This window comes from Burkholderia gladioli, from assembly GCF_000959725.1.
GTDB lineage: Bacteria > Pseudomonadota > Gammaproteobacteria > Burkholderiales > Burkholderiaceae > Burkholderia > Burkholderia gladioli.
Genome location: NZ_CP009323.1, coordinates 2,210,177 through 2,237,141, shown reverse-complemented (window position 1 = coordinate 2,237,141; position 26,965 = coordinate 2,210,177). Strand labels below are relative to the sequence as shown.

The 26,965-nt window shown below is 70.1% G+C and carries 18 protein-coding genes; 9 read left to right on the top strand and 9 right to left on the bottom strand.

The window, feature by feature from the left end; all coding sequences use genetic code 11:
• Window positions 1-4: 4 nt before the first annotated feature.
• Together dnaK and grpE are read right to left on the bottom strand one after the other, a co-directional pair.
• Window positions 5-1,951, bottom strand: coding sequence for a molecular chaperone DnaK (dnaK, locus tag BM43_RS27025; protein ID WP_036029636.1), 1,947 nt, complete (start codon window positions 1,949-1,951; stop codon window positions 5-7).
• A gap of 353 nt (window positions 1,952-2,304) precedes the next feature.
• A complete protein-coding gene (gene grpE / locus BM43_RS27020; protein ID WP_036048164.1) occupies window positions 2,305-2,859 on the bottom strand; it encodes a nucleotide exchange factor GrpE in 555 nt (184 codons plus the stop codon).
• Between the two features lie 427 nt (window positions 2,860-3,286).
• Between grpE and BM43_RS41775 the strand changes: the two genes are divergently transcribed.
• Entirely contained in the window at window positions 3,287-3,448 is a 162-nt protein-coding gene (locus tag BM43_RS41775) for a hypothetical protein (RefSeq protein WP_013696722.1), read from the top strand.
• Here the strand turns inward: BM43_RS41775 and BM43_RS27015 are convergent.
• The 3 genes from BM43_RS27015 to hrcA all read right to left on the bottom strand — a co-directional run bounded on the left by BM43_RS27015 (window position 3,420) and on the right by hrcA (window position 6,087).
• Window positions 3,420-3,827: an RNA-binding S4 domain-containing protein gene (locus BM43_RS27015; protein ID WP_036048167.1), complete on the bottom strand. Its 408-nt coding sequence runs from the start codon at window positions 3,825-3,827 to the stop codon at window positions 3,420-3,422. The genes BM43_RS41775 and BM43_RS27015 overlap by 29 nt on opposite strands.
• A 24-nt stretch (window positions 3,828-3,851) precedes the next feature.
• Window positions 3,852-4,919, bottom strand: coding sequence for a ferrochelatase (hemH, locus tag BM43_RS27010; protein ID WP_036048170.1), 1,068 nt, complete (start codon window positions 4,917-4,919; stop codon window positions 3,852-3,854).
• A gap of 142 nt (window positions 4,920-5,061) precedes the next feature.
• A complete protein-coding gene (gene hrcA, locus BM43_RS27005) occupies window positions 5,062-6,087 on the bottom strand; it encodes a heat-inducible transcriptional repressor HrcA (RefSeq protein WP_013696719.1) in 1,026 nt (341 codons plus the stop codon).
• 111 nt (window positions 6,088-6,198) lie between these two features.
• On the opposite strand from hrcA, the gene BM43_RS27000 reads away from it, so the two are divergent.
• A complete protein-coding gene (locus BM43_RS27000; protein WP_017918968.1) occupies window positions 6,199-7,101 on the top strand; it encodes an NAD kinase in 903 nt (300 codons plus the stop codon).
• Between the two features lie 19 nt (window positions 7,102-7,120).
• Entirely contained in the window at window positions 7,121-8,770 is a 1,650-nt protein-coding gene (recN, locus tag BM43_RS26995; RefSeq protein WP_036052871.1) for a DNA repair protein RecN, read from the top strand.
• A gap of 134 nt (window positions 8,771-8,904) precedes the next feature.
• Here recN and BM43_RS26990 read toward each other — a convergent pair whose 3' ends face one another.
• Both BM43_RS26990 and glnE read right to left on the bottom strand, forming a co-directional pair.
• Window positions 8,905-9,780 (bottom strand): DUF7164 domain-containing protein, encoded by an 876-nt coding sequence (locus tag BM43_RS26990; protein ID WP_036048172.1) that lies wholly within the window; start codon window positions 9,778-9,780, stop codon window positions 8,905-8,907.
• 170 nt (window positions 9,781-9,950) lie between these two features.
• Window positions 9,951-12,767, bottom strand: a complete 2,817-nt coding sequence (gene glnE / locus BM43_RS26985; RefSeq protein WP_036048175.1) for a bifunctional [glutamate--ammonia ligase]-adenylyl-L-tyrosine phosphorylase/[glutamate--ammonia-ligase] adenylyltransferase — start codon at window positions 12,765-12,767, stop codon at window positions 9,951-9,953.
• A 373-nt stretch (window positions 12,768-13,140) separates the two neighbouring features.
• Here glnE and BM43_RS26980 point away from each other — a divergent pair, with 373 nt between their 5' ends.
• From BM43_RS26980 to aroG, 4 genes are all read left to right on the top strand, one after another.
• The gene (locus BM43_RS26980; protein WP_036048178.1) at window positions 13,141-17,403 is read left to right on the top strand and encodes a YhdP family phospholipid transporter; all 4,263 of its coding nucleotides are present in this window, start codon (window positions 13,141-13,143) and stop codon (window positions 17,401-17,403) included.
• A gap of 65 nt (window positions 17,404-17,468) precedes the next feature.
• Window positions 17,469-18,296, top strand: a complete 828-nt coding sequence (locus BM43_RS26975; RefSeq protein WP_036048181.1) for a carbon-nitrogen hydrolase family protein — start codon at window positions 17,469-17,471, stop codon at window positions 18,294-18,296.
• A 62-nt stretch (window positions 18,297-18,358) separates the two neighbouring features.
• Window positions 18,359-19,825, top strand: coding sequence for a metalloprotease TldD (gene tldD / locus BM43_RS26970; protein WP_036048183.1), 1,467 nt, complete (start codon window positions 18,359-18,361; stop codon window positions 19,823-19,825).
• 416 nt (window positions 19,826-20,241) lie between these two features.
• On the top strand, window positions 20,242-21,315 hold the full coding sequence (aroG, locus tag BM43_RS26965; RefSeq protein ID WP_036048186.1) for a 3-deoxy-7-phosphoheptulonate synthase AroG: 1,074 nt from the start codon (window positions 20,242-20,244) through the stop codon (window positions 21,313-21,315).
• Window positions 21,316-21,452: 137 nt separating this feature from the next.
• On the opposite strand, the gene hmpA is transcribed toward aroG, so the two are convergent.
• Window positions 21,453-22,670, bottom strand: coding sequence for an NO-inducible flavohemoprotein (gene hmpA / locus BM43_RS26960; RefSeq protein WP_036048192.1), 1,218 nt, complete (start codon window positions 22,668-22,670; stop codon window positions 21,453-21,455).
• 139 nt (window positions 22,671-22,809) lie between these two features.
• Entirely contained in the window at window positions 22,810-23,361 is a 552-nt protein-coding gene (locus BM43_RS26955) for a cob(I)yrinic acid a,c-diamide adenosyltransferase (protein ID WP_036052873.1), read from the bottom strand.
• Window positions 23,362-23,751: 390 nt separating this feature from the next.
• Here BM43_RS26955 and BM43_RS26950 point away from each other — a divergent pair, with 390 nt between their 5' ends.
• Both BM43_RS26950 and BM43_RS26945 read left to right on the top strand, forming a co-directional pair.
• Window positions 23,752-25,170: an FAD-binding oxidoreductase gene (locus tag BM43_RS26950; RefSeq protein ID WP_036048195.1), complete on the top strand. Its 1,419-nt coding sequence runs from the start codon at window positions 23,752-23,754 to the stop codon at window positions 25,168-25,170.
• 106 nt (window positions 25,171-25,276) lie between these two features.
• Complete coding sequence (locus BM43_RS26945; protein ID WP_036052876.1) at window positions 25,277-26,755, top strand: FAD-linked oxidase C-terminal domain-containing protein; 1,479 nt, start codon at window positions 25,277-25,279, stop codon at window positions 26,753-26,755.
• The last annotated feature ends 210 nt before the right edge of the window (window positions 26,756-26,965 follow it).

The following is a 26,965-nucleotide window of genomic DNA, read 5'->3' as shown; positions in this document are numbered from 1 at the left end:
CGACTCAGTCCTTCTTCACTTCCTTGAAGTCCGCGTCGACCACGTCGTCGGCGGCGTTCGCGGCACCCGCCTGGGCACCCTCGGCCGCGCCGGCACCGGCGGCGGCGCCTGCCTGCTGGGCCTGCATGTCGGCGTACATCTTTTCGCCGAGCTTCTGCGAGGCCTGCGACAGCGCTTCCACCTTCGCGTCGATCGTCGCCTTCTCGGCCGAGCCGTCCTTCAGCACGTCTTCCAGCTCCTTGAGCGCGGCCTCGATCTTCTCCTTCTCGCCCGCGTCGAGCTTGTCGCCGTACTCGGCCACCGCCTTCTTGGTGCTGTGGACCAGCGCATCGCCCTGGTTGCGCGCATCGGCACGCTCACGCAGCTTCTGGTCTTCTGCGGCGTTCGCCTCGGCGTCCTTGATCATCTTGTCGATCTCGGCGTCCGACAGGCCCGAGTTCGCCTTGATGGTGATCTTGTTTTCCTTGCCGGTCGCCTTGTCCTTCGCGCCGACGTGCAGGATGCCGTTCGCGTCGATGTCGAAGCTCACCTCGATCTGCGGCACGCCGCGCGGTGCCGGCGGGATGCCTTCCAGGTTGAACTCGCCGAGCAGCTTGTTGCCGGCCGCCATCTCGCGCTCGCCCTGATAGACCTTGATGGTCACCGCGCCCTGATTGTCGTCCGCGGTCGAGTAGACCTGGGCGTGCTTGGTCGGGATCGTGGTGTTCTTGTTGATCATCTTGGTCATCACGCCGCCGAGCGTCTCGATGCCGAGCGACAGCGGGGTCACGTCGAGCAGCAGCACGTCCTTGCGGTCGCCCGACAGCACCTGGCCCTGGATCGCGGCGCCCACGGCGACGGCTTCGTCCGGGTTCACGTCACGGCGCGGTTCCTTGCCGAAGAACTCCTTGACCTTGTCCTGCACCTTCGGCATGCGGGTCTGGCCGCCGACCAGGATCACGTCGTCGATGTCCGAGACCTTCACGCCGGCATCCTTGATGGCGGTGCGGCACGGCTCGATGGTGCGCTCGACCAGGTCCTCGACCAGCGCTTCCAGCTTGGCGCGCGTGATCTTCAGGTTCAAGTGCTTCGGGCCCGAGGCGTCGGCCGTGATGTACGGCAGGTTGATCTCGGTCTGCTGGCTCGAGGACAGCTCGATCTTGGCCTTTTCCGCGGCTTCCTTCAGGCGTTGCAGCGCGAGCACGTCCTTCGACAGGTCGACGCCCTGCTCCTTCTTGAACTCGCCGATGATGTAGTCGATGATGCGCTGGTCGAAGTCCTCGCCGCCGAGGAAGGTGTCGCCGTTGGTCGACAGCACTTCGAACTGCATCTCGCCGTCCACGTCGGCGATCTCGATGATCGACACGTCGAAGGTGCCGCCGCCGAGGTCGTACACGGCGATCTTGCGGTCGCCCTTCTCGGCCTTGTCCAGGCCGAAGGCCAGCGCGGCCGCGGTCGGCTCGTTGATGATGCGCTTGACCTCGAGGCCGGCGATGCGGCCCGCGTCCTTGGTGGCCTGGCGCTGGCTGTCGTTGAAGTAGGCCGGCACCGTGATCACGGCTTCCGTGACCGGCTCGCCGAGGTAGTCCTCGGCGGTCTTCTTCATCTTGCGCAGCACCTCGGCCGACACCTGCGGCGGCGCCAGCTTCTCGTCGTGCGCCTCGACCCAGGCGTCGCCGTTGTCGGCCTTGATGATCTTGTAGGGCATCAGGCCGATGTCCTTCTGCACTTCCTTCTCTTCGAAGCGGCGGCCGATCAGGCGCTTCACCGCGAACAGCGTGTTGCGCGGGTTGGTCACCGACTGGCGCTTGGCCGGCGCGCCGACCAGCACTTCGTTGTCGTCCATGTACGCGATGATCGACGGCGTGGTGCGGGTACCTTCCGAGTTCTCGATGACCTTGACCTGATTGCCTTCCATCACAGCCACGCACGAGTTCGTGGTGCCGAGGTCAATACCGATGATCTTTCCCATTTTTCGTAATCTCCAGAAATGCTGTTTGCTGCGGTTTTCGGGCCGTTTTTGCCCGGTTTGCCGCGCCGAATTCGACTCTGCACACGAAATAGGTGCGACCGCGCCGTTTTCAAGACCCCGAAAGCGATGCGGCCATTCAATTTTTTCAATCGCCGGCGGCGGCCGGCCAGGGAGCGGTAGTCCGATGCCCGCGGGAGCGAATCCCCGGATCGAACCCCGTTATTGACACCCCTGAGTCGATACTTGTCTGATGCTTTCCTGGCGCGGCTCGCGGCGGCCATCATGGACGCGGCCCGCCGGGATGCCGGAGGGCCGTGGACAGGAGGCGGCGGGCGCGGCGCCCGGCCGGCGCCTTACTTCGGCTGCGCGACCGTCACGAGCGCCGGTCGCAGCACGCGGTCGGCGATCGTGTAACCCTTCTGCAGCACGCTGACGACGGTATTCGGCTCCTGCTCGGCCGGCACCATCGAGATCGCCTGGTGCTGATGCGGATCGAATTTCGCGCCGACCGGGTCGATCACGTTGACGCGGCCCTTCTCGAGCGCGCTCTGCAGCTGGCGCAGCGTCAGCTCGACGCCTTCGCGGATCTTGGCGATGTCGTCGGACTTGTCGCCGACGGCGGCTTCCAGGCTGTCGATCACGGGCAGAAGGTGCTCGGCGAAGCCCTCGATGGCGAACTTGTGCGCCTTGGCGACGTCGTCCTGCGCGCGCCGGCGCACGTTCTCGGTCTCGGCCTTCGCCCGCAGGAAGCTCTCCTGCAGCTCGGCGACCTTGGCTTGCGCTTCGGCGAGCGCGGCGTCGGCGGCCGCTGCCTGCGGCGCGTCGCCGGCCGGTGCCTGGGCAGCCATTGCGTCGCGGCCGGTCTCGTCGGCCGGTTGACCAGCCGGATTCTCTTGCGTGTTTTCCATGTCGCTGAAATCGAATTGAATGATGAAAGCCGGATCGACGATACGCGCCGCGTGACGGGCACGGGGCACGCATCGCCGGACAACGGCGACGTAGTTGGGGCCGAAGACAACAACTTCAAGAGGGTCTTTCGGCCAGGGCTGCGGCGTCGAGCCGCGGATCGGCCCGGCATTGGGCTTGGGCGCCGCCCGCTCGGCCAATCGTGGCGGGCTGTCGCGCCGTGGCGCCGAAACTGCCGGTAACAACCGTTACCGCGGTCCCACTGGATCGGCTTCGGGCGCTGCACTACACTGCCATCAGGCTGCCCGAACGCAGGTTAACCCTGAGCTATCGTCAGACTTTCCACTGCCTGACGATCGGCGCGAAACCCGCCCCGGCCGCCGCCCATCGCCCTCGGCTCACGCCGGCCTCGTTCCCCAGGGGAGTACCGTGAAACTGACCTTTGCCATATCGGTGGTCGCGCTGGTACTCGTGGCCGGCACCACCACCATCTGCCTGTCGGGCGCCGTCACCGACCGCACCACCGAATACGGCAGCGCGCGCGCCACCTTCGAGCAGATCTTCAGCGTTCACCCGAAAGTTTGTCGATGATGCGGCGATCGCGCTTGGTCGGCCGGCCATGCAGCTCGGCGGCCGGCTCGCGATAATGCCGCCGCCGCTCGAGTTCGGCAAGCCGTTTCGCCCGCCCTTGCGCGGTTTCCGCATACAGCGTCTGGGCGATGCTGGCTGGCCCGCGCGTGTCGCAGATGCCGAGCACGTCGAGCTCCCAGACCACGGTCTCGATGGTGATTTCCACGCGGTCGCCCACCCGCACGTCCTTCGAGGGCTTGACCGTCGCCCCGCCGATCCGCACCCGCCCCTTCTCGACGGCATCGGCCGCCAGCGAGCGCGTCTTGAAGAAGCGCGCGGCCCACAGCCACTTGTCGATGCGCAGCTTGGCGCCGGGTTCGGTCGAAATCCGGTAATTCATCAGCTTAATCCCGTTTCGTGACGCTCATGCGGCCGTCTCCGCGGGCACGGCCACGCGCACCGGCCAGCCCTGCAGGTTTTCCGCGACGATCTGGCCCAGCGCCGAAATCCAGGCAGGCGAGGCGTTCAGGCAGGGAATCCGGTGGAAGCTCCCGCCGCCGCCGTGCAGGAACTCGTCGCGCACCTCCATGCCGATCTCCTCGATGGTTTCCAGGCAATCCGAGGTGAAGCCGGGGCAGAACACGTCGGCTCGCTTCACCCCGGCCGCGCCCAGCTCGCGCAGGGTGGGCGCGGTATAGGGCTGCAGCCACTCGGCCTTGCCGAAGCGCGACTGGAAGGTCACCCGGCATTCGAGCGGCCCCAGCCCCAGCTCGGCCATCAACAGCGCGGCGGTTTGCTGGCACTGGTCGTGGTAGGGATCGCCCAGGTCGAGCGTGCGCTTGGGCACGCCGTGGAAGCTCAGCACCAGCTTGTCGCCGGCCGCGAAATCGGGGCTGCCGTGCTCGGCCCAGTAGTGCCGCACCTGCTCGGCCAGCGCGTGGATATAGGCCGGGTGGTCGGCGTAGTGCCGCACCGTGCGGATCTCGGGCTGGTTGCGCATGCGGGCCAGCGCGGCGAAGGCCGCGTCGAAGGCGGTGGCCGTGGTCGAGGCCGAGTATTGCGGATAGAGCGGCATCAGCAGCACGCGCTCGACGCCCAGACGCTTCAACTGCCCGAGCACGGTGCCGATGTCGGGCGTGCCGTAGCGCATCGCGTAGTCGACCAGCACCTGGTAGCCGTTGGCGGCGAACAGCGGCCGCAGCCCCTCGACCTGGCGCTCGGTGAACACGCGCAGCGGCGAGCCTTCCGGCATCCAGACCGTGGCGTACTTCTTGGCGGAGGCGCGCGAGCGGAACGGCAGGATCAGGCCGCGCAGGATCGGCTGCCAGGCCAGGGCCGGAATTTCGACCACGCGCGGGTCGGACAGGAATTGCGCGAGATAGCGGCGCACCGCGCCCGCGGTCGGCTCGTCGGGCGTGCCGAGATTGATCAGCAGGACCGCCGTGCGATGCGCCGCGGCCTGCTGCGAAGGGGGTTCGAGATCAAAACGCATGAACGGGGATGTGCATGGGCACCGGATCGAACGGCCCCCATTATAACGAGGGCACTCGCCGCGGCACCGCAGCCGGCAGAATGCCCGCCGCGCCGATGAGGACAATAGCCGGGCTCGATCGGCCCGGCCGGCGGCCACCGACCTACTGGTTGCCGCTCAAGGTCAGCGACAGCAGGCGCGCGGTGATGTCGACGATCGGGATCACCCGGTTGTAGGCCATCCGGGTCGGCCCGATCACGCCGAGCGTGCCGACGATCTGGCCGTTCACCTCGTAGGGCGCGGTCACCACGCTCATTTCGTCGATCGGCACCAGGGTCGACTCCCCGCCGATGAAGATCTGCACGCCCTGGGCATGGCTGGACACGTCGAGCAGCTGCAGCAGGCTGGTCTTCTGGTCGAACACGTCGAACAGCTTGCGCAGCCGCGCCATGTCGGAGGACAGGTCGGCCACCTCCAGCAGCTTGCGCTCGCCGGAGATCAGCACCGTGTCCTCGTCGTCGGACGTCTCGGTGCTGGCCGTGACGGCCGCGTGCATCAGCGCCGTCATGTCGTCGCGCAGGGTGTCGATCTCCTCGCGCAGCCGGCGCCGCACCTCGTCGAAGGACAGCCCCGCGAAGTTCGCGTTGATGTAGTTCGAGGCCTCGGTCAGCTGGGACGGGGAGTAGTCGCGCTGGGTCGCCATCATGCGGTTCTGCACGTCGCCCTCGGGGGTGACGATGATCAGCAGGATCCGCTTGTCGGACAGCCGCATGAACTCGACCTGCTTGAACACATGGCTGCGGCGCGGCGTGAGCACCACGCCGGCGAACTGGGACAGGTTGGACAGCACGCTGGCGGCCGCGGCCACCACCTTCTGCTGCGGCTCGCCGGCCTGCAGGGTGGTCTGCACCAGGCGCGTGACGGCCGCGTCGTCGATCGGCGACTCCACCGTCAGCATGGTGTCGACGAACAGGCGGTAGCCGCGCGGGGTGGGAATCCGCCCCGCCGAGGTATGCGGGCTCGACACCAGGCCGAGCTCCTCGAGGTCCGACATCACGTTGCGAATGGTGGCCGGGCTCAGTTCGAGGCCGGAATACCGCGACAGCGTGCGCGAGCCGACCGGCTGACCGTCGGCGATATACCGTTCGATCAGGGTCTTGAGGAGGGTTCGGGCGCGGGGATCTAACATGGTCGAAAATTCTAGCCTAAGCGGGCGGCGCCCGCGAGCGTTCCGGCACCAGGCCATGCCTGGCCTCCCGGACGGTTCCTTTTCGTCATCCAGCTATGGTGTAATGCCGCCATGACTACCGGCAACCAGTTCCAGACCGTCGCGCTCGTCGGGCGCAGCAATACGCCCGGCATCGCCGAACCGCTCGCCGCGCTCGCCGCCGCCATCGCGCAACGCGGGCTCGAGGTCGTGTTCGAGGCCGCCACGGCGACAGAATACGGCATCACCGGCCATCCGGCGCTGACCCCCACCGAAATCGGCGCGCGCGCCGACGTCGCGATCGTGCTCGGCGGCGACGGCACGATGCTCGGCATCGGCCGCCAGCTCGCCCCCTACAAGACCCCGCTGATCGGCATCAACCACGGCCGGCTCGGCTTCATCACCGACATTTCCGCCTCGGAGATGCTCGAGCTGGTGCCGCTGATGCTGGCCGGCAGCTTCGAGCGCGAGGAGCGCACCCTGCTGGAGGCGCGCATCGTGCGCAACGGCGAGCCGATCTATCACGCGCTGGCCTTCAACGACGTGGTGGTGAACCGCAGCGGCTTCTCCGGGATGGCCGAGCTGCGCGTCCTGGTGGACGGCCGCTTCATGTACAACCAGCGCTCGGACGGCCTGATCGTCGCCACCCCGACCGGCTCGACGGCCTATGCGCTGTCCTCGGCCGGCCCGATCCTGCATCCGCAGCTGCAGGGCATCGTGCTGGTGCCGATCGCCCCGCACGCGCTGTCGAACCGGCCGATCGTGCTGCCCGACGACGTCAAGGTCGGGATCCAGATCATCGGCGGGCGCGACGTCAACGTGAATTTCGACATGCAGTCGTTTACCGCGCTGCAACTGAACGACACCATCGAGGTGCGCCGCTCGCGCCACACCGTGCCGTTCCTGCACCCGGTCGGCTACAGCTACTACACCACGCTGCGCAAGAAGCTGCACTGGAACGAGCATCCGTCGCATGACGACGATCCCGAATCCTGACGCGGCGGCGCCCTCCATCATGCTTCGCCATCTCTCGATACGCGACTTCGTCATCGTCGCCGCGCTCGACATCGAATTCGACAGCGGCTTCACCGTGTTCTCCGGCGAGACCGGCGCCGGCAAATCGATCCTGATCGACGCCCTGGCGCTGGCGCTCGGCGAGCGCGGCGACGCCAGCGTGGTGCGCACCGGCTGCCAGCGCGCCGACCTGTCCGCCGAATTCACGCCGCACGACCGCGTCGCGCAATGGCTCGACGCGCATGCCTTCGAGGCCGAGGACAGCGTCATGCTGCGCCGCGTGATCGACGCCAACGGCCGCTCGCGCGCCTTCATCAACGGCACCAGCGCGACGCTCTCGCAACTGCGCGAGCTCGGCGAGATGCTGGTCGACGTGCATGGCCAGCATGCCCACCAGTTGCTGATGCGGCCCGACGCGCAGCGCGAGCTGTTCGACACGCATGCCGGCCTGAGCGCCGACGCGGCCGTAGTGGCGCGCGGCTGGCGCGCCTGGCGCGACGCGCTGCACCATATCGAGGTGGCCCAGACGCACGAGCGCGAGCTGCAGCTCGAACGCGAGAAGCTGGCCTGGCAACTGGCCGAGCTCGACAAGCTGGCGCCGCAGCCCGGCGAATGGGACGAGGTGAACGCCGAGCACCAGCGCCTGACGCATTCGGCGAGCCTGATCGACGGCGTGCAGGGCACCCTGCTGGCGATCTCCGAATCGGACGAGGCGATGCTGAGCCAGCTGGGCGCGATCATCTCGAAGGTCCGCCAGTTGGCCGCGATCGATTCGACGCTCAACGACGTGCTGGCCTCGCTCGATCCGGCCGAGATCCAGCTGCGCGAAGCCTCCTATTCGCTGTCGCATTACGCGCAGCGGCTCGAACTCGATCCCGAGCGGCTGGCCCAGGTGGAGGCGCGGCTGGACGCGCTGCATACGGCCGCGCGCAAGTTCCGCCTGCCGCCGGAGACGCTGCACGACGAACACGCGGCGCGCCGCGAGCAGCTCGCGGCGCTCGACGCGGCGGCCGACCTGTCGGCGCTGCAGGAAACCGCCGAGCGCGCCCGGCAGGCCTACCTGGCCGATGCGCGCACGCTGTCGGAGGCGCGCGCCCAGGCCGCCGACGCGCTGGGCGGCGCGGTGACGGCCGCCATGCAGGAATTGTCGATGGCGGGCGGCAGCTTCGAGGTCGGCCTGCTGCCGCTGGCCGAGGGCGGCGCGCACGGGCTCGAGCAGATCGAGTTCCGCGTCGCCGGCCACCCCGGCGTGCCGCTGCGCCCGCTGGCGAAGGTCGCCTCGGGCGGCGAGCTGGCGCGCATCAGCCTGGCGCTGGCGGTGATCGCCAGCGCGGCCAGCCTCACGCCCACCCTGATCTTCGACGAAGTGGATACCGGCATCGGCGGCGGCGTGGCCGAGGTGGTCGGCCGCCTGCTGCACCAGCTCGGCCGAGACCGCCAGGTGCTGTGCGTCACCCACCTGCCGCAGGTGGCCGCGCGCGGCGACCATCACTTCCAGGTCGCGAAGGCGCAGGACCCGGGCGGCGGCACCGTGTCCTCGGTCACCCCGCTCGACCGCGCGAGCCGCGTCGAGGAAGTCGCGCGCATGCTTGGCGGGCTCGAGATCACCGCCACCACGCGCAAGCACGCCAAGGAAATGCTGGCCGCCTGAGGCCTGCCTGCCCCGCGTCGCGCGGATGTTTGCCGCTGTCAGGCGTGTCGTGACGACCGCCCCCTCCCTGGCACCGCGGCAACTCCCGTGATCCTGGCCGGCACCCTCCGGCGGCGGCTCGGCGCTTTCCCCGCTCAGGCCGGCCGCGCCGCGATCGGCTCGACCTCGTCGAGCCCGGCGCGCGCGAGCCAGTGGCAATAGCCACCCAGGCTGCCGCGATCGATGGTGGCCGGGTCGATGCCGTCGTACTCGCCGGCGCGGAACGCGTGCTTCGAGAAATATTCCTCGATATGCCACGCATGGATGTGCAGCACGTCCCCGCCCAGGCGCCGCGTCGCATGCGGGAAATGGTCGAGCAGGCCGATCGAGCAGCGCTGCGGGTAGGTCTGCCGCAAGGCCAGCTCGCCAGCGTACATGGTCAGCACGTTCTTGCACCAGCCCGGCCACTGCCCCTCGTGCTCGGCGAATTCCTCGGCCAGCAGCCGCCTGCAGTAATCCATCTGCGCCACCAGGAAGTGCCGCACCATCTCCGACGGGCCATACACCGAGGCGCCCACGTTGTGCAGGCCCGCATGCGGAAAGCCCCAGCGCGCGCTGCACTCGACCAGCTTGCGGCGCACCGAATCCTCGTAGGCATAGGCGCCGAACCCGAAGCACAGGCCGCTCGGCACGAAGCTCGCGAAGGCCGGCGTGACGAAGGTATCGCAGTCGGTCTTGAGCACCAGCTCGAAGCCGGCGCAGGCATCCAGCACGTCCGGCGCGCACAGGTTGGCGACCGAGTTGATATAGGGGTAGCCGGCCCATTCGGCATGCGTTCGAGCATGAGGCAGCGCGGGTATCACGACCAGGCGCGAATCGGCCGGCAGATGGCCGACCACCTCGGGATGACAGACCACGATCAGCGCGCCGCCGTCCAGCGAGCGCGTATGGATCAGGCTCTTGTAGAGCCAGAAGAACTCCTCGACCATCTGGCTGTTGTGGTCCACATAAACCAGGATCGCCTTTTTCATTTTGAATTCTGGATCGGGAGAAGGTCGCCGCATCGTATCACCGGCCTTTTGCGCCCGCCAGCGGCCGCGCCGTCCGGCAGCAGACCCATCCGACCAGAGGAATCGGGCCTCGCGCCGATCCCGACGCGAGGCCCGATGCTTCCTGCCCGCCGGCCTTCAGCCGGCCGCGCTCACTGCGGCTCGACCGGCGTCACGCCGCCGAACACGCGCTCCCACAGCGCCGCCACGGCGGCCCGCTCGGCCGCGACGGTCTCGCCCGGCACGCGTGCCTTCTCCATCCCGTCGAGCCGCAATTGATGCTGGCGCTTGCGATAGAGCCGGTAGGCAGCGCCCACCGTCTCGGCCTCGGTGTCGTCCATCAGCCCGAAACGCGCCACCTCTCGCAGCAGCGCGATGTTGCCGGTGTTGCGAATCAGCTCGGGGTCGCGCGCCGCGTGCAGCAGCACCCAGTACTGCACGATGAACTCGATGTCGACCATCCCGCCGCGGTCGTGCTTCAGGTCGAACAGCTCGGTATGGTTCGGATGGCCGGCCGCCACCTTGTCGCGCATGCCGACGATCTCGCGCGCCAACATCTCGCCCTCGCGCGGCATGGTCAGCACCTGCTCGCGGATCGCCTCGAAGGCCGCGCCGATTTGCGCGTCGCCGGCACTGAAGCGGGCCCGCGTGAGCGCCTGGTGCTCCCAGACCCAGGCCGTGTTGGCGCCGTCGCCCTCGCGCAGCTGGTAGCGGCGGAACGCGTCGAGATCGGTGACCAGCAGGCCCGCCTCGCCGTTCGGCCGCAGCCGCAGGTCGAGGTCGAACAGCGCGCCCGCGCCGGTGGGCGTGGTCAGCCAGGTGATCAGGCGGCGCGTGTAGGTGGTGTAGATGTCGGCGGCGCGCTCGTCGGGATCGTCGTAGAGGAAGATCACGTCGAGGTCGGAGGCGTAGCCGAGCTCCTTGCCGCCGAGCTTGCCGTAGGCGATCACCGCGAAGCGCGGCCGCTCGATGTGCCGCTTGGCGAGCTGCGACCAGACCACCTCGAGCGTGACGTCGAGCACCGCGTCGGCCAGTTCCGAGAGCCGGTCGCTGACGTGCTCCACCGAGAGCTTGCCCGCCAGATCGATCAGCAGGATCCGGAACACCTCGGCGTGCTGCGCGTGGCGCAGCAGGTCCATCTGCTGTTCCATGCCGTCGGCCGCGGCCAGCCGCGCGCGCAGCGCGTCCTTGAAGGCGGGCCAGTCGAACGGGCTGGCGATCGCCTCGTCGTCGAGCAGCTCGTCGAGCAACTGCGGATGGCGGATCAGGTAGCCGCCGCCCCAGCGCGTCGCGCCCAGCACCGACAGCACGCGATCGAGCGCGGCGGGATACTCGGTGAGCAGCGCCAGGTAGGCGCCGCGCCGCCCGACCGTCTCCAGCAGGTCGAAGAAGCGGATCACGGTGTCGTCGCGATGCGCGGCGTCGATGCCCGAGGCGGCGTCGAGCGCGCGCTGCGCGACGCGGTCGAAGCGCTGCCGGCTGCTTTCGGGCAGGCCCGCGTAGCGCGAGGAGCGCCACACGCCGCGCAGCCGCGCCAGCACCGCGTCCGGATCGACGAAGCCGAGGCCGGCCAGGCGCGCGTTCAGCGCCTCGTCCTCGCCGTCGTCGGCCAGCGCGCCGCTCCAGACCCAGGCCGCCGCGCCCTCCTCGCCATTGCCGTTGCCGCAGGGATCGCCCGCCAGCCGGTTCGAGAAGATCTGGTCGAACTGCGCCTCGACGAAGCCACGGTGCCGGTCCAGCTCGGCGAGCAGCGCGGCGTAGTCGGCGAAACCGAGCGAGGCGGCCAGCGCCGCGCGATCCTCGGCCTCGACCGGCATCGCGTGGGTCTGCGCATCGTTGCGGTATTGCAGGCGGTGCTCGATCACGCGCAGGAAGCGATAGGCCTCGGCGAAGCGCTCGGCCACCTCGGCCGCGATCAGGCCGCGCGCGCTCGCATGCTGCAGCACGGCCAGCGTCGGGCGCACCCGGAAATCGGCGTCCTGGCCGCCGCGGATCAGCTGGAACACCTGCGCGCTGAACTCGATCTCGCGGATTCCGCCGCGCCCGAGCTTGATGTCGTCGGCCTTGTCGGGGCGCATCGAGGCGCGGCGCTGCGCCTCCTGGCGGATCTGGCGGTGCAGCGAGCGAATCGCGCCGATCACGCCGAAGTCGAGATAGCGCCGGTAGACGAAGGGCTTGACGATCGCGTCGAGCTGCCCGGCCAGGCGCCGCGCCGACTCGCTGCCGGGCTCCGACACCAGCCGCCCCTTGATCCAGGCGTAACGCTCCCACTCGCGCCCCTGCACGTAGAAATACTCCTCCAGCATGCCGAGGCTGCACACCAGCGGGCCGGAGTCGCCGTTCGGGCGCAGTCGCATGTCGACGCGGAACACGTAGCCGTCGGCGGTGGTGTCGGACAGCACGCCGATCAGGCGCCGGCCCAGCCGCGTGAAGTATTCCTGGGTGGCCAGGGCCGCGCGCGTGCCGCCGGCGGTCTCGCCGTCGTCCTCGTAGACGAAGATCAAGTCGATGTCGGAGGAGACGTTCAGTTCGCGCCCGCCCAGCTTGCCCATGCCGACCACGCCGAGCGTCAGGCGCTCGCCCCCGGGCCCGCGCGGCTCGCCGTAGAGCGCCTCGAGCTCGGTCGAGAGCACCGCCAGCGAACGCTGGATGGTGGCCTCGGCCAGGTCGGTCATGGCGCCGGTCACCTCGGCGACGTCGGCCGTGCCGGCCAGGTCGCGCTCGGCCACCGCGCCGAACACCTCGATGCGCAACTGCCGCAGGGCGCGGCGCAAGGGCTCCTCGCCGATCGGCGCGGCCGCGCCCTCGGGCCGGCCGAGCAGCTCGTCCAGGCGTGCGTCGATCGACGCGCGCGTGATCGGCGCGGCGGCCCAGGCGGCGATCCGCGCGGCCAGCTCGGGGCGCGCGGCGACCGCGCGCGCCAGGTAACGGGAATAGGCAGTGCTGCTCAGGGCGGTGGCGTCGGTCATGGCGGCGGCACGATGGGAAGGCGGTGGGGGCGCGACAGGCGCGCGAAAAATGCCGGCAGTAACAGGCCACGGCAAGGCAACGGCAGGGCCGCGGCAGCTTCGGTGCCTCGCAGCAAGTGCTTAACGGCAGGGGGCTTCACGGCAAGGCTCCCGGCGGGCTTCACGCTGCCCCGCGCGACGCGGCAGGCGTGAAGCGTCGCCGGCCGCAACGGCTTCGGCGGCACGCGCCACGCCCGGCAGCCTGCTTCGCGAAACCGCCGCCGACTCGCGACCACGCCAGCCCGCAAGCCGGCCAAATGGGCGCGTCGGCAAACCCCTGTGTTACATTTCAGCGTCAGTCCGCAACGCTACCACATCGCCGCCCGTCCGCCGCATGCCCGACCGTCAGGAATCCGCCGCCAGCAGTCAAGAAGCCGGACCTCCCAAGCACGATCATCCGGTGCTGCGCCGCGTGTTCCGCGTCGTCCTGATCGGCGGCGCGACGCTCTACTTCGTGGCCGCCGGCAGCTACCTGGGCCTGCGCTACGCGCTGCTGCCGCAGGTCGACAAGCTGCGCCCCCGCATCGAATCCTTCGTTTCCGACAAGCTCCACGCCGAAGTCCGGATCGCCCGCCTGGCGCCGCACTGGTCCGGCATGCAGCCCGGCGTCGACGTCACCGCCCTGAGCATCCGCGGCAAGGACGGCGTCACCGCCCTGACCATCCCGCATGCCACCGCCGCGATCTCCTGGCGTTCGCTGGTGCGGCTCTCGCCGACGCTCTCCAGCCTGGTGGTGGACGCGCCGGACCTGCTGATCGCGCGCCGGCGCGACGGCACGCTGAGCATCGCCGGGGTGGACGTGCCGACCACCCGCAAGGGCGGCAACGACGCCTTCAGCACCTGGCTGCTGCGCCAGCAGGCGATCGTGCTGCGCGAAGGCACGCTGCGCTGGCGCGACGCCGAGCGCGACGCGCCCGAGCTGACGCTGACCGGGATCCGCCTGGCGGTGCTCAACGACGGCCTGGTGCACCGCCTGGCGCTGCAGGCGCCCGCCAACGGCACCCTGCTGGCCGGCCCGCTCGATTTCCGCGCGCGCTTCACCCACAAGCCGCTGGCCGCGATCGGCCGGCCCGCCAACTGGACCGGCGACGCCTACGTCTCGACCGGCCCGGTCGACCTGCCGACCCTGGCGCGCTACGCGCCGCTGCCGCTCAAGGCCTATGCCGGGCACATCGACAACACCATCTGGATCGGCTTTCGCGACGGCCGGCTGCTCGACGCGCACGGCAGCCTGAGCGGCGCCGACGTCGCGCTGCGGGTACGCCCGACCCAGCCGCGCCTGGACATCCCGGTGGCCGGCTTCGGCTGGGACCTCGCGCTGGCGCCGGGCCGCGACTACACCCTCAAGCTCTCGAACCTGCACGCCGAGCTGGGCCAGCCGCCGCTCGACGACGGCACGCCGCTGTCGCGCGCGCTGTCCTTCGCCACCCTCACGGCGCGCTACCGCGTGCCCGACGCCAGCCACGGCCAGTTGATCCAGGTGGCCGGCGACCGCGTCGACCTGGGTATCCTGGCCGAATTCATCCGCGGCCTGCCGCTGCCTGCGCGCTTTCGCAACGAGCTGGTGCGGGTCGACCCGCGCGGCCTGATTGCCAACTACGTGATGGAGGCCGAGCGCGCCGCGCCGAGCAAGGCCGAACTGGCCGACGACGAGACCGCCCATGCCACGCCGATCGTGCGCTACCGCCTGACGGGCGACCTGCAGGGGATCAGCGTCGAGGCCCAGGAACCGGGGCCGGGGCTGTCGCCGCGCGGCCATCCGCGCGCCGGGATCCCCGGCTTCGAGAACGTCTGGGGCCACGTCGACGCGAACGAGCGCGGCGGCAGCGCCAGCATCGACACGGTCAAGGCGGCCGTCACCGTGCCCGGCGTGTTCGAGGACCCGCGCCTGTCCTTCGACCGCCTGCGCGCGCAGACCTCCTGGACCATCGCCGCGGCCGCCGCGCCGGGCGAGCGGCGCCCGCGCGTCGACGTCAAGCTGCCGCTGCTCTACGTCGAGAATCCCGATGCCGAGATCACCGTCAGCGGCGGCTATTCGAACCCCGGCCACGGCCGCGGCACGCTCGACCTGAAGGCCGATTTCGGCCGCGCGGCGATCCCGCGCATCGTGCGCTACCTGCCGACCAGCATGTCCGAGCACCTGCACCAGTATCTCGGCCACGCGCTGCAGGCGGGCGTGGTCTCGAAGGGCGCGACCATCATCGCCCAGGGCCCGCTCGAGACCTTCCCCTACGAATACGCGCCGAACGACGGCGTGTTCCACATCGTCGCGCCGTTCACCGGCGGGCGCTTCGAGCCGACCCCGCAGCCGCCGCGCAAGCTCGCCAACGGCACGCCCAGCGTCTGGCCGGCGCTGGACGGCATCGACGGCGTGTTCGAGCTGCGCAACAACAAGCTGCGCTTCGACATCCCGCGCGCCCACTACAAGGGCGTGCAGCTGAGCAAGGTGATCGGGCGCATCGACGACCTCGGCCACCCGGCCGAGTCGCCGCTGCTGATCGAGGGCCGCGCGCACGGCCCGCTGGCCGACCTGATCGACTATACGAACCACAGCGCGCTGGGCGGCCTGTCGGGCCATGTCGGCGAGAAGCTGCGCGCGCAGGGCCCGGCCTCGCTGGCGCTGAAGCTGACCATCCCGCAGCACGTCAAGCACCCGCATACGCTGGTCGAGGGCGCGCTCGCGTTCGGCGGCAACACGCTGGAATCGGACGGCCTGCCGCCGCTCTCGCAGTTGCGCGGCACGGTGCGCTTCACCCAGCAGAGCGCCGAGCTGGACCGGCTCTCGGCGCGCCTGCTCGGCGGCGCGGTGCACGCCAACGGTCGGTTCCGGCGCAACGACGGTTATGCCTTCGACGTGGACGGCCGGATCGCCGTCGATTCGGCGCGCGGGCTCAACCTGCACGGGCCGGCCGCCGCGCTGCTGGGCCGCGTGGTGGGCGACGCGCCGTACCGGCTGTCGGTGCGCGGCGCCAAGGGAGGCCTGCCCGAGATCACCGCCTCCTCGGACCTGACCGGGCTCGCGCTGGACTTCCCGGCGCCCTTCACCAAGCCGGCCGGCACGCCGATGCCGTTCGGCTTCACGCTCGCGCCGCTGCCGCCCGAGGAGGGCCGCGCGCTGGAGCAGGCCGAGCTCAAGCTCGGCCCGGTGGCCGCCACCTACGTGCTCGACGCCACCCGTGGCGAACCGGTGCGGGCCGTGCGCGGCGCGCTCGGCATGAACCGCATGCCGGACCTGCCGCGCGAGGGCGTGACGGCCGCCGTCGACGCCACCGCGCTCGACGCCGACGCCTGGATCGCCTTCGCCAAGACCTTGCGCGGCACGCCGGCATCGGCCGCGGCACCCGCGGCGGCCGCCACGCCGTCGGCCGCGCTGCCGCGGCAGGCGCCGCGCATCGACCTGGCGAGCTTCGCGCCGAAGCGCTTCGCCCTGCACTTCGGCACGCTCAAGCTGATCAAGCGCAACTGGGAGAACGTGATCGTCGGCGCCTCGCATGTCGACGATCTCTGGCAGGCCAACGTGGCCTCGAACCAGGTTTCGGGCTACCTGTCCTGGTCGCCGCACGGCGACGCCGGCGCGGGCCAGGCCGGCGCCCCGGGCGGTGCGGGCGTGCTGAACGCGCGCCTGGCCAAGCTGGTGGTGCCCGACAGCGCCGACCACGACCTGGTGGGCGGCGCCATGACCATGCCGACCGATCGCGCGATGCCCGCCATCGACCTGGTGGTCGACCAGGTGGTGGCGCGCGGCCACGACATCGGCCGGCTGCAGGTCAATGCGCACAACTTCGAGGAAAACGGCGTGCCGGTCTGGCAGCTCGACAAGCTCGAGCTGGCCAACCCGGCCGCCAAGCTGACCGCCACCGCCAACTGGCGCACCTCCCGGCGCGCGCTGGCGCGCGGCGCCGACGAGGACGACGCGCCGCGCCGCACGGTGTTCGACTTCAAGCTGGCGGTCGACGACGCCGGCGCCCTGCTCGACCGGGTCGGGCTGCCGCGCACGGTCGCCAACGGCAAGGGGACGCTGGCGGGCAAGGTGGGCTGGCGCGGCGGCCCGACCGCGATCGACTATCCGAGCCTGGGCGGCCAGCTCTCGCTCGACCTCGAGCACGGCCAGATCCTCAAGGTCGACCCGGGCGCGGCCAAGCTGCTCGGCGTGCTGAGCCTGCAGGGGCTGGCGCGCTTCCTGACGCTCGATTTCCGCGACGTGATCGGCAAGGGCCTGCCCTTCGAGACCATCGAGGGCACCAGCCAGATCACCAACGGCATCGCCACCACCGACGACTTCCGCATGATCACCGCCCCGGCGCGCGTGACCGTGAAGGGCAAGGTCGACCTCGCCCACGAAACCCAGGATCTGCACGCGCACATCGCGCCCAAGGTCAGCGCCAGCGCCGCGGCGATCGGCGCGGCGGTGATCAACCCGCTGCTCGGCCTGGGCGTGCTGGCCGCCAACCTGGCGCTGTCGCAGACGCTCTCGCACGCCTTCGCGTTCGATTACGTGATCACCGGCTCCTGGGCGCATCCGCGGATTCAGCGGGTCGGGGGCGATCGCGGTAAGATGGACCGCACGCCCGCCGACGCGGACGCGGCCCGCCCCTGATTGCGGCACGCGCCCGACCCGAGCCTGCGGCGGGACGCACCCTTATTTCATTGCGACATTCACCGATGACCGACCGAACCGATCGCCCGGCGCAGTTGACGGTCGCCGCGCTGCAGATGGTCAGCACACCCGACGTGGTGCGCAACCTCGACGAGGCCGGCCGCCTGATCGCCGAGGCCGCGGCCGGCGGCGCGCAGCTGGTGCTGCTGCCCGAATATTTCTGCTTCATGGGCCGTCGCGACACCGACAAGCTGGCGATCGCCGAGCCCTACCAGGACGGCCCGATCCAGCGCTTCCTCGGCGACGCCGCGCGGCATCACGGGGTCTGGGTGATCGGCGGCACGCTGCCGCTGGCCGCGCCCGAACCCTCCCGCGTGCTGAACACCACCCTGGTGTTCGATCCCGAGGGCCGCGAGGCGGCGCGCTACGACAAGATCCACCTGTTCAATTTCGAGAAGGGCGAGGAATCCTTCGACGAGGCGCGCACCATCCGCCCCGGCGAAACGGTCCAGGCCTTCGAGGCGCCGTTCGGCCGGGTCGGTCTGTCGGTCTGCTACGATCTGCGCTTTCCGGAGCTGTACCGCCGGCTCGGCGACTGCGCGCTGATGGTGGTGCCCTCGGCCTTCACCTACACCACCGGCCGCGCGCACTGGGAAACCCTGCTGCGCGCGCGGGCCGTCGAGAACCAGTGTTACGTGCTGGCCGCCGCGCAAGGCGGCACGCACGAGAACGGCCGCCGTACCTGGGGCCACAGCATGCTGATCGATCCGTGGGGCGAGATCGTCGCCGTGCGCGACGAGGGCCCGGGCGTGGTGGCCGGCGCGCTCGACCCGGCCCGGATCGCCGAGGTGCGCCAAAGCCTGCCGGCCTGGCGGCATCGCGTGCTCGGCTGACGCCGCCCGCGCCCCGAATTCGAGAACTCCCCCGAGACACCCGTTAAGAACCCCGACACCGCATGAACATCATCGAACCCGGCATCCGCAATCTCGCCCTCGCCAAGGACATCCTGCTCACGCCCTACGGGCTCGACGAATCCCTGCTCACGCGCACGCTCGCCGACATCTTCACGCATCGCGTCGACTATGCGGACCTGTACTTCCAGGCCACCCGCAGCGAGGCCTGGAGCCTGGAGGAAGGGATCGTCAAGTCGGGCAGCTTCAGCATCGACCAGGGCGTGGGCGTGCGCGCCGTGGCGGGCGAGCGCACCGCCTTCGCCTATTCGGACGACCTCTCGCCCGAGGCGATCCGCCAGGCGGCCAGCGCCACCAAGGCGATCGCCGCGGCCGGCGGCGGGCGCCGCAAGATCCAGGTGGCCTCGTCGCTGACCGGCGTGTCGGGCCGCGACCTCTACCTGCCGTCCGATCCGCTCGCCTCGCTCGACGCGACCGCCAAGGTCAAGCTGCTGGAGCGCATCGAGCAGATGGCGCGCGGCCGCGACCCGCGCATCACCCAGGTGATGGCGGGCCTGGCCGGCGAATACGACGTGGTGCTGGTGGCGCGCAGCGACGGCGCGCTGGCCGCCGACATCCGCCCGCTGGTGCGCGTCTCGGTGACGGTGATCGCCGAGCAGAACGGCCGCCGCGAGATCGGCTCGGGCGGCGGCGGCGGGCGCTTCGACTACGGCTACTTCAGCGACGAGGTGCTGTCGAAGTACGTCGACGACGCGGTGCACGCGGCGCTGGTCAACCTCGACGCGCGCCCGGCCCCGGCCGGCGCGATGACGGTGGTGCTCGGCTCGGGCTGGCCCGGTGTGCTGCTGCACGAGGCGATCGGCCATGGCCTGGAGGGCGACTTCAACCGCAAGGGCTCGTCGGCCTTCGCCGGCCGGATCGGCGAGCAGGTGGCCGCCAAGGGCGTGACCGTGGTCGACGACGGCACCCTGCCGAACCGCCGCGGCTCGCTGAACATCGACGACGAGGGCAACCCGACCCAGTGCACCACGCTGATCGAGGACGGGATCCTGAAGGGCTATATCCAGGACACGCTGAACGCGCGCCTGATGAAGATGCCGGTGACCGGCAACGCGCGCCGCGAATCCTACGCGGCGCTGCCGATGCCGCGCATGACCAACACCTACATGCTCAACGGCGACAAGGACCCGCAGGAAATCATCGCCTCGGTCAAGAACGGCCTGTACGCGGTGAACTTCGGCGGCGGCCAGGTCGACATCACCAACGGCAAGTTCGTGTTCTCGGCCTCCGAGGCCTACATGATCGAGAACGGCAAGATCACCTACCCGGTCAAGGGCGCCACGCTGATCGGCAGCGGCCCGGAATCGCTCAAGTATGTCAGCATGATCGGTAACGACATGAAGCTCGATTCCGGCGTCGGCGTGTGCGGCAAGGAGGGTCAGAGCGTGCCGGTCGGGGTCGGCCAGCCGACGTTGCGGATCGATTCGATGACGGTCGGCGGCACCGCCTGAATCCGCGGGAAATTTGCGCCGCCTTGCGGATTTTCCGCAGCGCGGCGCAGCTTATCCGCAGGAAATCGTGATCGAGCGCGGATCATCCGCGTTTTTCATCGCACCCGCTTGCATTGTCCGTGCCACCCGGGTATAAAGTTTCAATCACTTCCACGACGCAAATCCGCACCGTCATGTCCGCCAAGTTTTACTTTTACTTTTTTTGGTATCTCAGACCGTTGGCGGATCGAGAGGAGTGATGGCGCGCAAAGCGCAAACCGAATTCCCAGAAAACCGCCGGCGAACCCGGCGGTTTTTTTTCGTCCCGCCGGTTCCGCAGTCCGGCTCCCGATGAACCACCGGCCGCCCAAACCACACCGATATCCGCAACGGCCGAACGCACGCCCGAACCGGCGACGCCACACTGGAGAACAAGCATGCCCCCGCACAACACCGACGATGTCCGTATCCGCGAACTGAAGGAACTGACGCCGCCCGCCCACCTGATCCGCGAATTCCCCTGCTCGGAAGCCGTGGCGGAGCTGATCTACTCGACGCGCCGCTCGCTGCACCGGATCCTGCACGGCATGGACGATCGTCTGGTGGTAGTGATCGGCCCCTGCTCGATCCATGACCCCGCGGCCGCCGTCGACTACGCGAAGAAGCTGATCGAGCTGCGCCGCCAGCACCGCGACGATCTCGAGATCGTGATGCGCGTCTACTTCGAGAAGCCGCGCACCACGGTGGGCTGGAAGGGCCTCATCAACGACCCGCACCTCGACAACAGCTTCAAGATCAACGAAGGCCTGCGCACCGCGCGCGAGCTGCTGCTGCAGATCAACGAGCTGGGCCTGCCGGCCGGCACCGAGTTCCTCGACATGATCAGCCCGCAGTACATCGCCGACCTGGTCTCTTGGGGCGCGATCGGCGCGCGCACCACCGAATCGCAGGTGCATCGCGAGCTGGCTTCGGGCCTGTCCTGCCCGGTCGGCTTCAAGAACGGCACCGACGGCAACGTCAAGATCGCGGTCGACGCGATCAAGGCCGCCTCGCAGCCGCACCATTTCCTGTCGGTCACCAAGGGCGGCCACTCGGCGATCGTCTCGACCGCCGGCAATGAGGACTGCCACGTGATCCTGCGCGGCGGCAAGGCGCCGAACTACGACGCCGAGAGCGTCAACGTCGCCTGCGGCGACATCGGCAAGGCCGGCCTCGCCGCGCGCCTGATGATCGACGCGAGCCATGCCAACAGCTCGAAGAAGCACGAGAACCAGATTCCCGTGTGCGCCGACATCGGCCGCCAGCTCGCCGCCGGTGACGAGCGCATCGTCGGCGTGATGGTCGAGTCGCACCTGGTGGGCGGCCGCCAGGATCTCACGCCGGGCTGCCCGCTGACCTACGGCCAGAGCATCACCGACGCCTGCATCGGCTGGGACGAGAGCGTCAAGGTGCTCGAAGGCCTCGCCGAGGCGGTGCGCGCGCGGCGCGTGGCACGCGGCAGCGGCAACTGATGCCGCGGCGCGCCGGTGCAGCTTGTCGGCGCGCGGATGAACGAGAATCGCCCGGGCGTGCCATTGGCCGCCCGGGCGATTTTTTTGCCGGCATTGCGGCGCCGGGTTTCAGGCCGACGCCGCCGCAACCGTCGCGATCACTCGATCGCGCCGGAACCGAAGATCTCCGTGTGGACGCGCTCCGGCGCGACGCCGAGCGCCACCAGCGCATCGCGCTGTGCCGTCATGAAGGCGACCGGGCCGCAGAGATAGTAGTCGGCATCGGGCAGGATCGCCGCGCGCAGCAGCTCGGGTGTGAGCCGGCCTTCGCGATCGTGATCGACGCCGGGCCGGTCGTCCGGGCCCACCAGCTCGTAGACCACCTGGCGCGTCGCGTTCGAATGACGCGCCACCAGCGCGTTGAGCCAGTCGCGGAACGCGTGGACACGCCCCGAGCGGCAGGCATGCAGGAAGTGGATCCTGCGCGGGCTGCCGGCTTCGCTCAGCGCCGAGGCCATCGACACCATCGGCGTGATGCCGACCCCGCCCGAGATCAGCACCACCGGCGTGGCGGCCTCGCGCGCCAGCGTGAAGTCGCCCATCGGCGCCGTCACCTCGACGATCGCGCCCTCCTCCACGCCCTCATGCAGCAGCGTCGAGACCTTGCCGGCCGGCACCGGCTGGCCGCCGCCCTCGCGCCCGGCCTCGCGCTTGACCGAGATCCGCAGCCACTTGCCGTGCGGCGCGTCGGACAGGCTGTACTGGCGCGGCTGATCCACGCCGAGATCGCCGACGTAGCGCTTGACCGTGAGGTACTGGCCCGGCTCGAAGCGCGGTGCCGCGCCGCCGTCGGTCGGCTCCAGGTAGAACGAGGTGATCTCGTCGCTCTCGCGCACCTTGCGCGCGACCCGGAACGGCCGATAGCCGCTCCAGGGCGCGGCCTCGTAGAGCTTCGCCTCGACGCCGGCGAGCACCTGGGCGAGCTGCGCATAGGCCGCCTGCCAGGCCTCAAGCGTGGCCGCGTCGACGGCATCGCCCAGCACCTCGACGATCGAGGCCAGCAGGTGCTCGCCGACGATCGGGTAATGCTCGGGCCGCACCGACAGGCTCACGTGCTTGTTCGCGATGCGCGACACCGCGCTGCCGAGCGCGCCGAGATTGTCGATATTGGCGGCGTAGGCGTAGACGGCCCTGGCCAGCGCCTCGGGCTGGCTGCCGCCGGCTCGCTGGTGCGTCTGGTTGAACAGGTTCTTCAGTTCGGGGTGGTGGCGGAACATGCGGGCGTAGAAATGCCGCGTGATGGTGCTGCCATGGGTAGCCAGCACCGGGGCGGTCGCCTTGACCCGGGCCATCTGTTCGGCGGTGAGCGTCGTCATCTTCTTCTCCGTGGGGACTCGTTTAAAGATGTTTTTACAATACATCTTTAAAGTCGCACGTCGATGTGGACAAATTGACGCACCATTCAAGCCGGTGCAACGGCGGCGGCAGGCCGATCAGCCAGCCGCCGCTTCGGGTTCACTCGGGCCGGCCACGCTCCCAGAGCACGTCGCTGCCGCCCGCCACGCGGTTCAGCACGCGCGCCAGCACGAACAGCAGGTCGGAAAGCCGGTTCACGTAGCGGCGCGGGGTAGCCGCGACCTCGCCGACGGCGCCGAGCGCGACAATCGAGCGCTCGGCGCGCCGGCAGACGGTGCGGCAGACGTGCGCGAGCGCGGCCGGGCGCGAGCCGCCCGGCAAGATGAACTCCTTGAGCGGCGGCAGTTGCGCGTTGTAGTGCGCCAGCCAGTCGTCCAGCCGCGCAAGGTGCGCATCGGTCATCGCGACGTGCCCCGGAATGCAGAGCTCGCCGCCCAGGTCGAACAGGTCGTGCTGGATCGCCGCCAGCGCGCCGCGGATCTCCTCGGGCAGCGGCTCGGCCAGCAGCACGCCGAGCTGCGAATTCAGCTCGTCGACATCGCCGATCGCGGCAATCCGCGCATCGTCCTTGGCGACCCGGCTGCCGTCGCCCAGGCCCGTGGTGCCGTCGTCGCCGGTGCGGGTCGCGATCTTGCTCAGGCGGTTGCCCATGATGGTGGTCCTCGTCGTGTCGGGCCGCGCGGCACGAGCGTGCGCGGCCATGGATGGTGGCATCGATCCCGGCTCGGGACCGGCGCGACGGCGCGGGCTGCGCCCGGCGCGCCGCCGGGCGAGCTCGGCCGCCATGCCGGGATTATCCCAGCGCGGGCGGCTGGCCGCGCGCCGCCGGGCTTTGCGCGTAGAATGATTCGCCAGTCGTCGAGGCGGCCTCATGCCGCAGGGCATCGCGCCCCTTGCCCGTGGCGGATGACGCCGGCAGCCCGGTTGCGCCGCGGCAGGACCTAGGCCGGCACGCGCCACGGCCGCCGGAGCCGGCCGTCACACGCCGCGCGCCGCTCGCCTCGCACGCCACGAATCGACAAGCCGCCCCAGGAGACACGCGTGAACCACCCCGCCCCGCCGGCCTCGCTGCGCCGCCCGTTCCCCGATGCGCTGCGCGAGGCGCTCGCCGCCGCCTTCGGCGAACGCGTCTCGACCTCCGAGGCGGTGCGCGCCCACCACGGCCGCGACGAATCCCCCTTCGATCCCGAACTGCCCGACGCGGTGGTATTCGCCGAGAACGCCGACGAGGTCCGCACCGTGGTCACGCTGTGCGCGCAATACGAGGTGCCGGTGATCCCCTACGGCGCCGGCTCCTCGCTCGAAGGCCACCTGCTGGCAGTACGCGGCGGCGTCTCGCTCGACGTCTCGCGCATGAACCGCGTGCTGTCGATCGACGCCGACGACCTGACCGTCACGGTCGAACCCGGCATCACGCGCAAGGCCCTCAACGAAAGCCTGCGCGACACCGGCCTGTTCTTCCCGATCGACCCCGGCGCGGACGCCAGCATCGGCGGCATGACGGCCACCCGCGCCTCCGGCACCAACGCCGTGCGCTACGGCACCATGCGCGAGAACGTGCTGGGCCTCACCGCCGTGCTCGCCGACGGCCGCCAGATCAGGACCGGCAGCCGCGCCCGCAAGTCCTCGGCCGGCTACGACCTGACGCGCCTGCTGGTCGGCTCGGAAGGCACGCTCGGCGTGATCACCTCGATCACGCTGCGCCTGCACCCGCTGCCCGAGGCGGTATCGGCGGCGATCTGCACCTTCCCCTCGATGGGCGACGCGGTGCGCAGCGTGATCGAGACGATCCAGACCGGCGTGCCGATCGCGCGCGTGGAGTTCATCGACGCGCTCGGCATCCGCGCCATCAACCGCCATTCGAACTTCACGCTGAACGAGGCGCCCACCCTGTTCTTCGAATTCCATGGCACCGAGGCCGGCGTGCGCGAGCAGGCCGAGCGCGTACAGGAACTGGCCGCCGCCAACGGCGGCCGGGACTTCGAATGGGCCACCCGCCCCGAGGACCGCACGCGGCTGTGGTCGGCGCGGCACAACGCCTTCTTCGGCATGCTGCAGCTCAAGCCGGGCTGCCGCGCGGTGACCACCGACGTCTGCGTGCCGATCTCGCAACTGGCCGCCTGCGTCGAGGAAACCGAGATCGACCTGCGCGCCTCGACCCTGCCCTGCCCGATCGTCGGCCATGTCGGCGACGGCAACTTCCACGTCGCTATCCTGCTCGACCCGGACAAGCCCGAGGAGCTGGAGGAAGCCGAGCAGATCAACCAGCGCATCGTCGAGCGCGCGCTGCGCATGGGCGGCACCTGCACCGGCGAGCACGGCGTGGGCCTGCACAAGATGCGTTTCCTGGCCGCCGAGCACGGCGAGGAGGCGATCGACGCGATGCGCGCGATCAAGCTCGCGCTGGACCCGCGCAACCTGATGAATCCCGGCAAGATCTTCAGCCTCGACCGCGCATGAGGCGCGCACCCGCCGACCAGGAGCCGAGATGAACACGATCGCCCAAGGCCAGGCCCAGGCAGGCGGCGCGAGCAGCGGTGCCGCGCATGCGGCCGGCAGCAACGCAATGGCCGACGCCGCCACCCGCGCGCAACGCCAGCGGGAGGTGGTGCAGGCGCTGATGGCGGTGCTGCCGAGCCATTGCCTGCTGTACCGCGACGAGGACACCGCCGCCTACGAATGCGACGGGCTGGCCGCCTACCGGCGCCTGCCGCTCGCGGTGGCGCTGCCCGAGACCGAATCGCAGGTGCAGCGCATCGTGCAGATCTGCCGCCGCCTGAACGTGCCGATCGTGCCGCGCGGCGCCGGCACCAGCCTGTCGGGCGGCGCGCTGCCGAACCAGAGCGGCATCGTGGTGTCGCTGGCGCGCTTCACGCGCATCGTCGAGGTCGACTCCTACGCGCGCACCGCCACGGTCCAGCCCGGCGTGCGCAACATCGCCATCTCCGAGGCCGCCGCGCCTTACGGGCTCTACTACGCGCCCGATCCGTCCTCGCAGATCGCCTGCACGATCGGCGGCAACGTCGCCGAGAACTCGGGCGGCGTGCACTGCCTCAAGTACGGCCTGACGGTCCACAACGTGCTACGCGTGCGCGCCGTGACGATCGACGGCGACGTGGTGGAGTTCGGCTCGCTGGCGCTCGACACGCCCGGCCTCGACCTGCTGGCCGTGATGATCGGCAGCGAGGGCATGTTCGCAATCGTCACCGAGATCACCGTGAAGCTGATCCCCAGGCCGCAGACGGCGCAACTGGTGATGGCCGGCTTCGACGACGTGGTGAAGGGCGGCGAGGCGGTGGCCGCGATCATCGCCGCCGGCATCGTGCCGGCCGGGCTGGAGATGATGGACAAGCCGGCCACCCGGGCCGTGGAGGCCTTCACGCAGGCCGGCTACGACCTGGACGCGGCCGCCATCCTGCTGTGCGAATCGGACGGCACGCCCGACGAGGTGGCCGAGGAGATCGCGCGCGTCACCTCGGTGCTGCGCGCCAGCGGCGCGACGCGGATCCAGGTCTCGCGCTCGGAGGCGGAACGGCTGCGCTTCTGGTCGGGCCGCAAGAACGCCTTCCCGGCCGCCGGGCGGATCTCGCCCGACTACTACTGCATGGACGGCACCGTGCCGCGCCGCGCGATCGGCCCGCTGCTGGCGCGCATCGAGCAGATGGAGGGGCAATACGGGCTGCGCTGCATCAACGTGTTCCATGCCGGCGACGGCAACATGCATCCGCTGATCCTGTTCAACGCCAACGATCCCGACGAGCTGCACCGCGCCGAGCTGTTCGGCGCCGACATCCTGGAGAGCTGCGTCGAGCTGGGCGGCACGGTGACGGGCGAGCACGGCGTGGGGGTCGAGAAGCTGAACTCGATGTGCGTGCAGTTCTCGCCGGAGGAACGCGATGCGTTCTTCGCCGTGAAGCGCGCCTTCGACCCGGCCAGCCTGCTCAATCCCGACAAGGGCATCCCGAGCCGCGCGCGCTGCGCCGAATACGGCCGCATGCACGTGCGCGGCGGGTTGCTGCCGCGCCCGGATCTGCCGCGTTTCTGAGGAAAGCGGCCGGCCGGGCTGCTGGACGGCCGGCCCGGGTCGCGCTGCCGGCCGGGATTCCGGCCCTGGAGAGCGAACCTGCCGATCCGCCCGCGCCTGGCGGCCGAACCGGCGTGTCGCGCCGCCAGGCGCCAGGTGCGCCCGGCCCTTCGCAAGCTCGCCACCGCGCCGAGCGAGCGCCAAACCCGGCCGGCGCCGGGCCACCCGCCC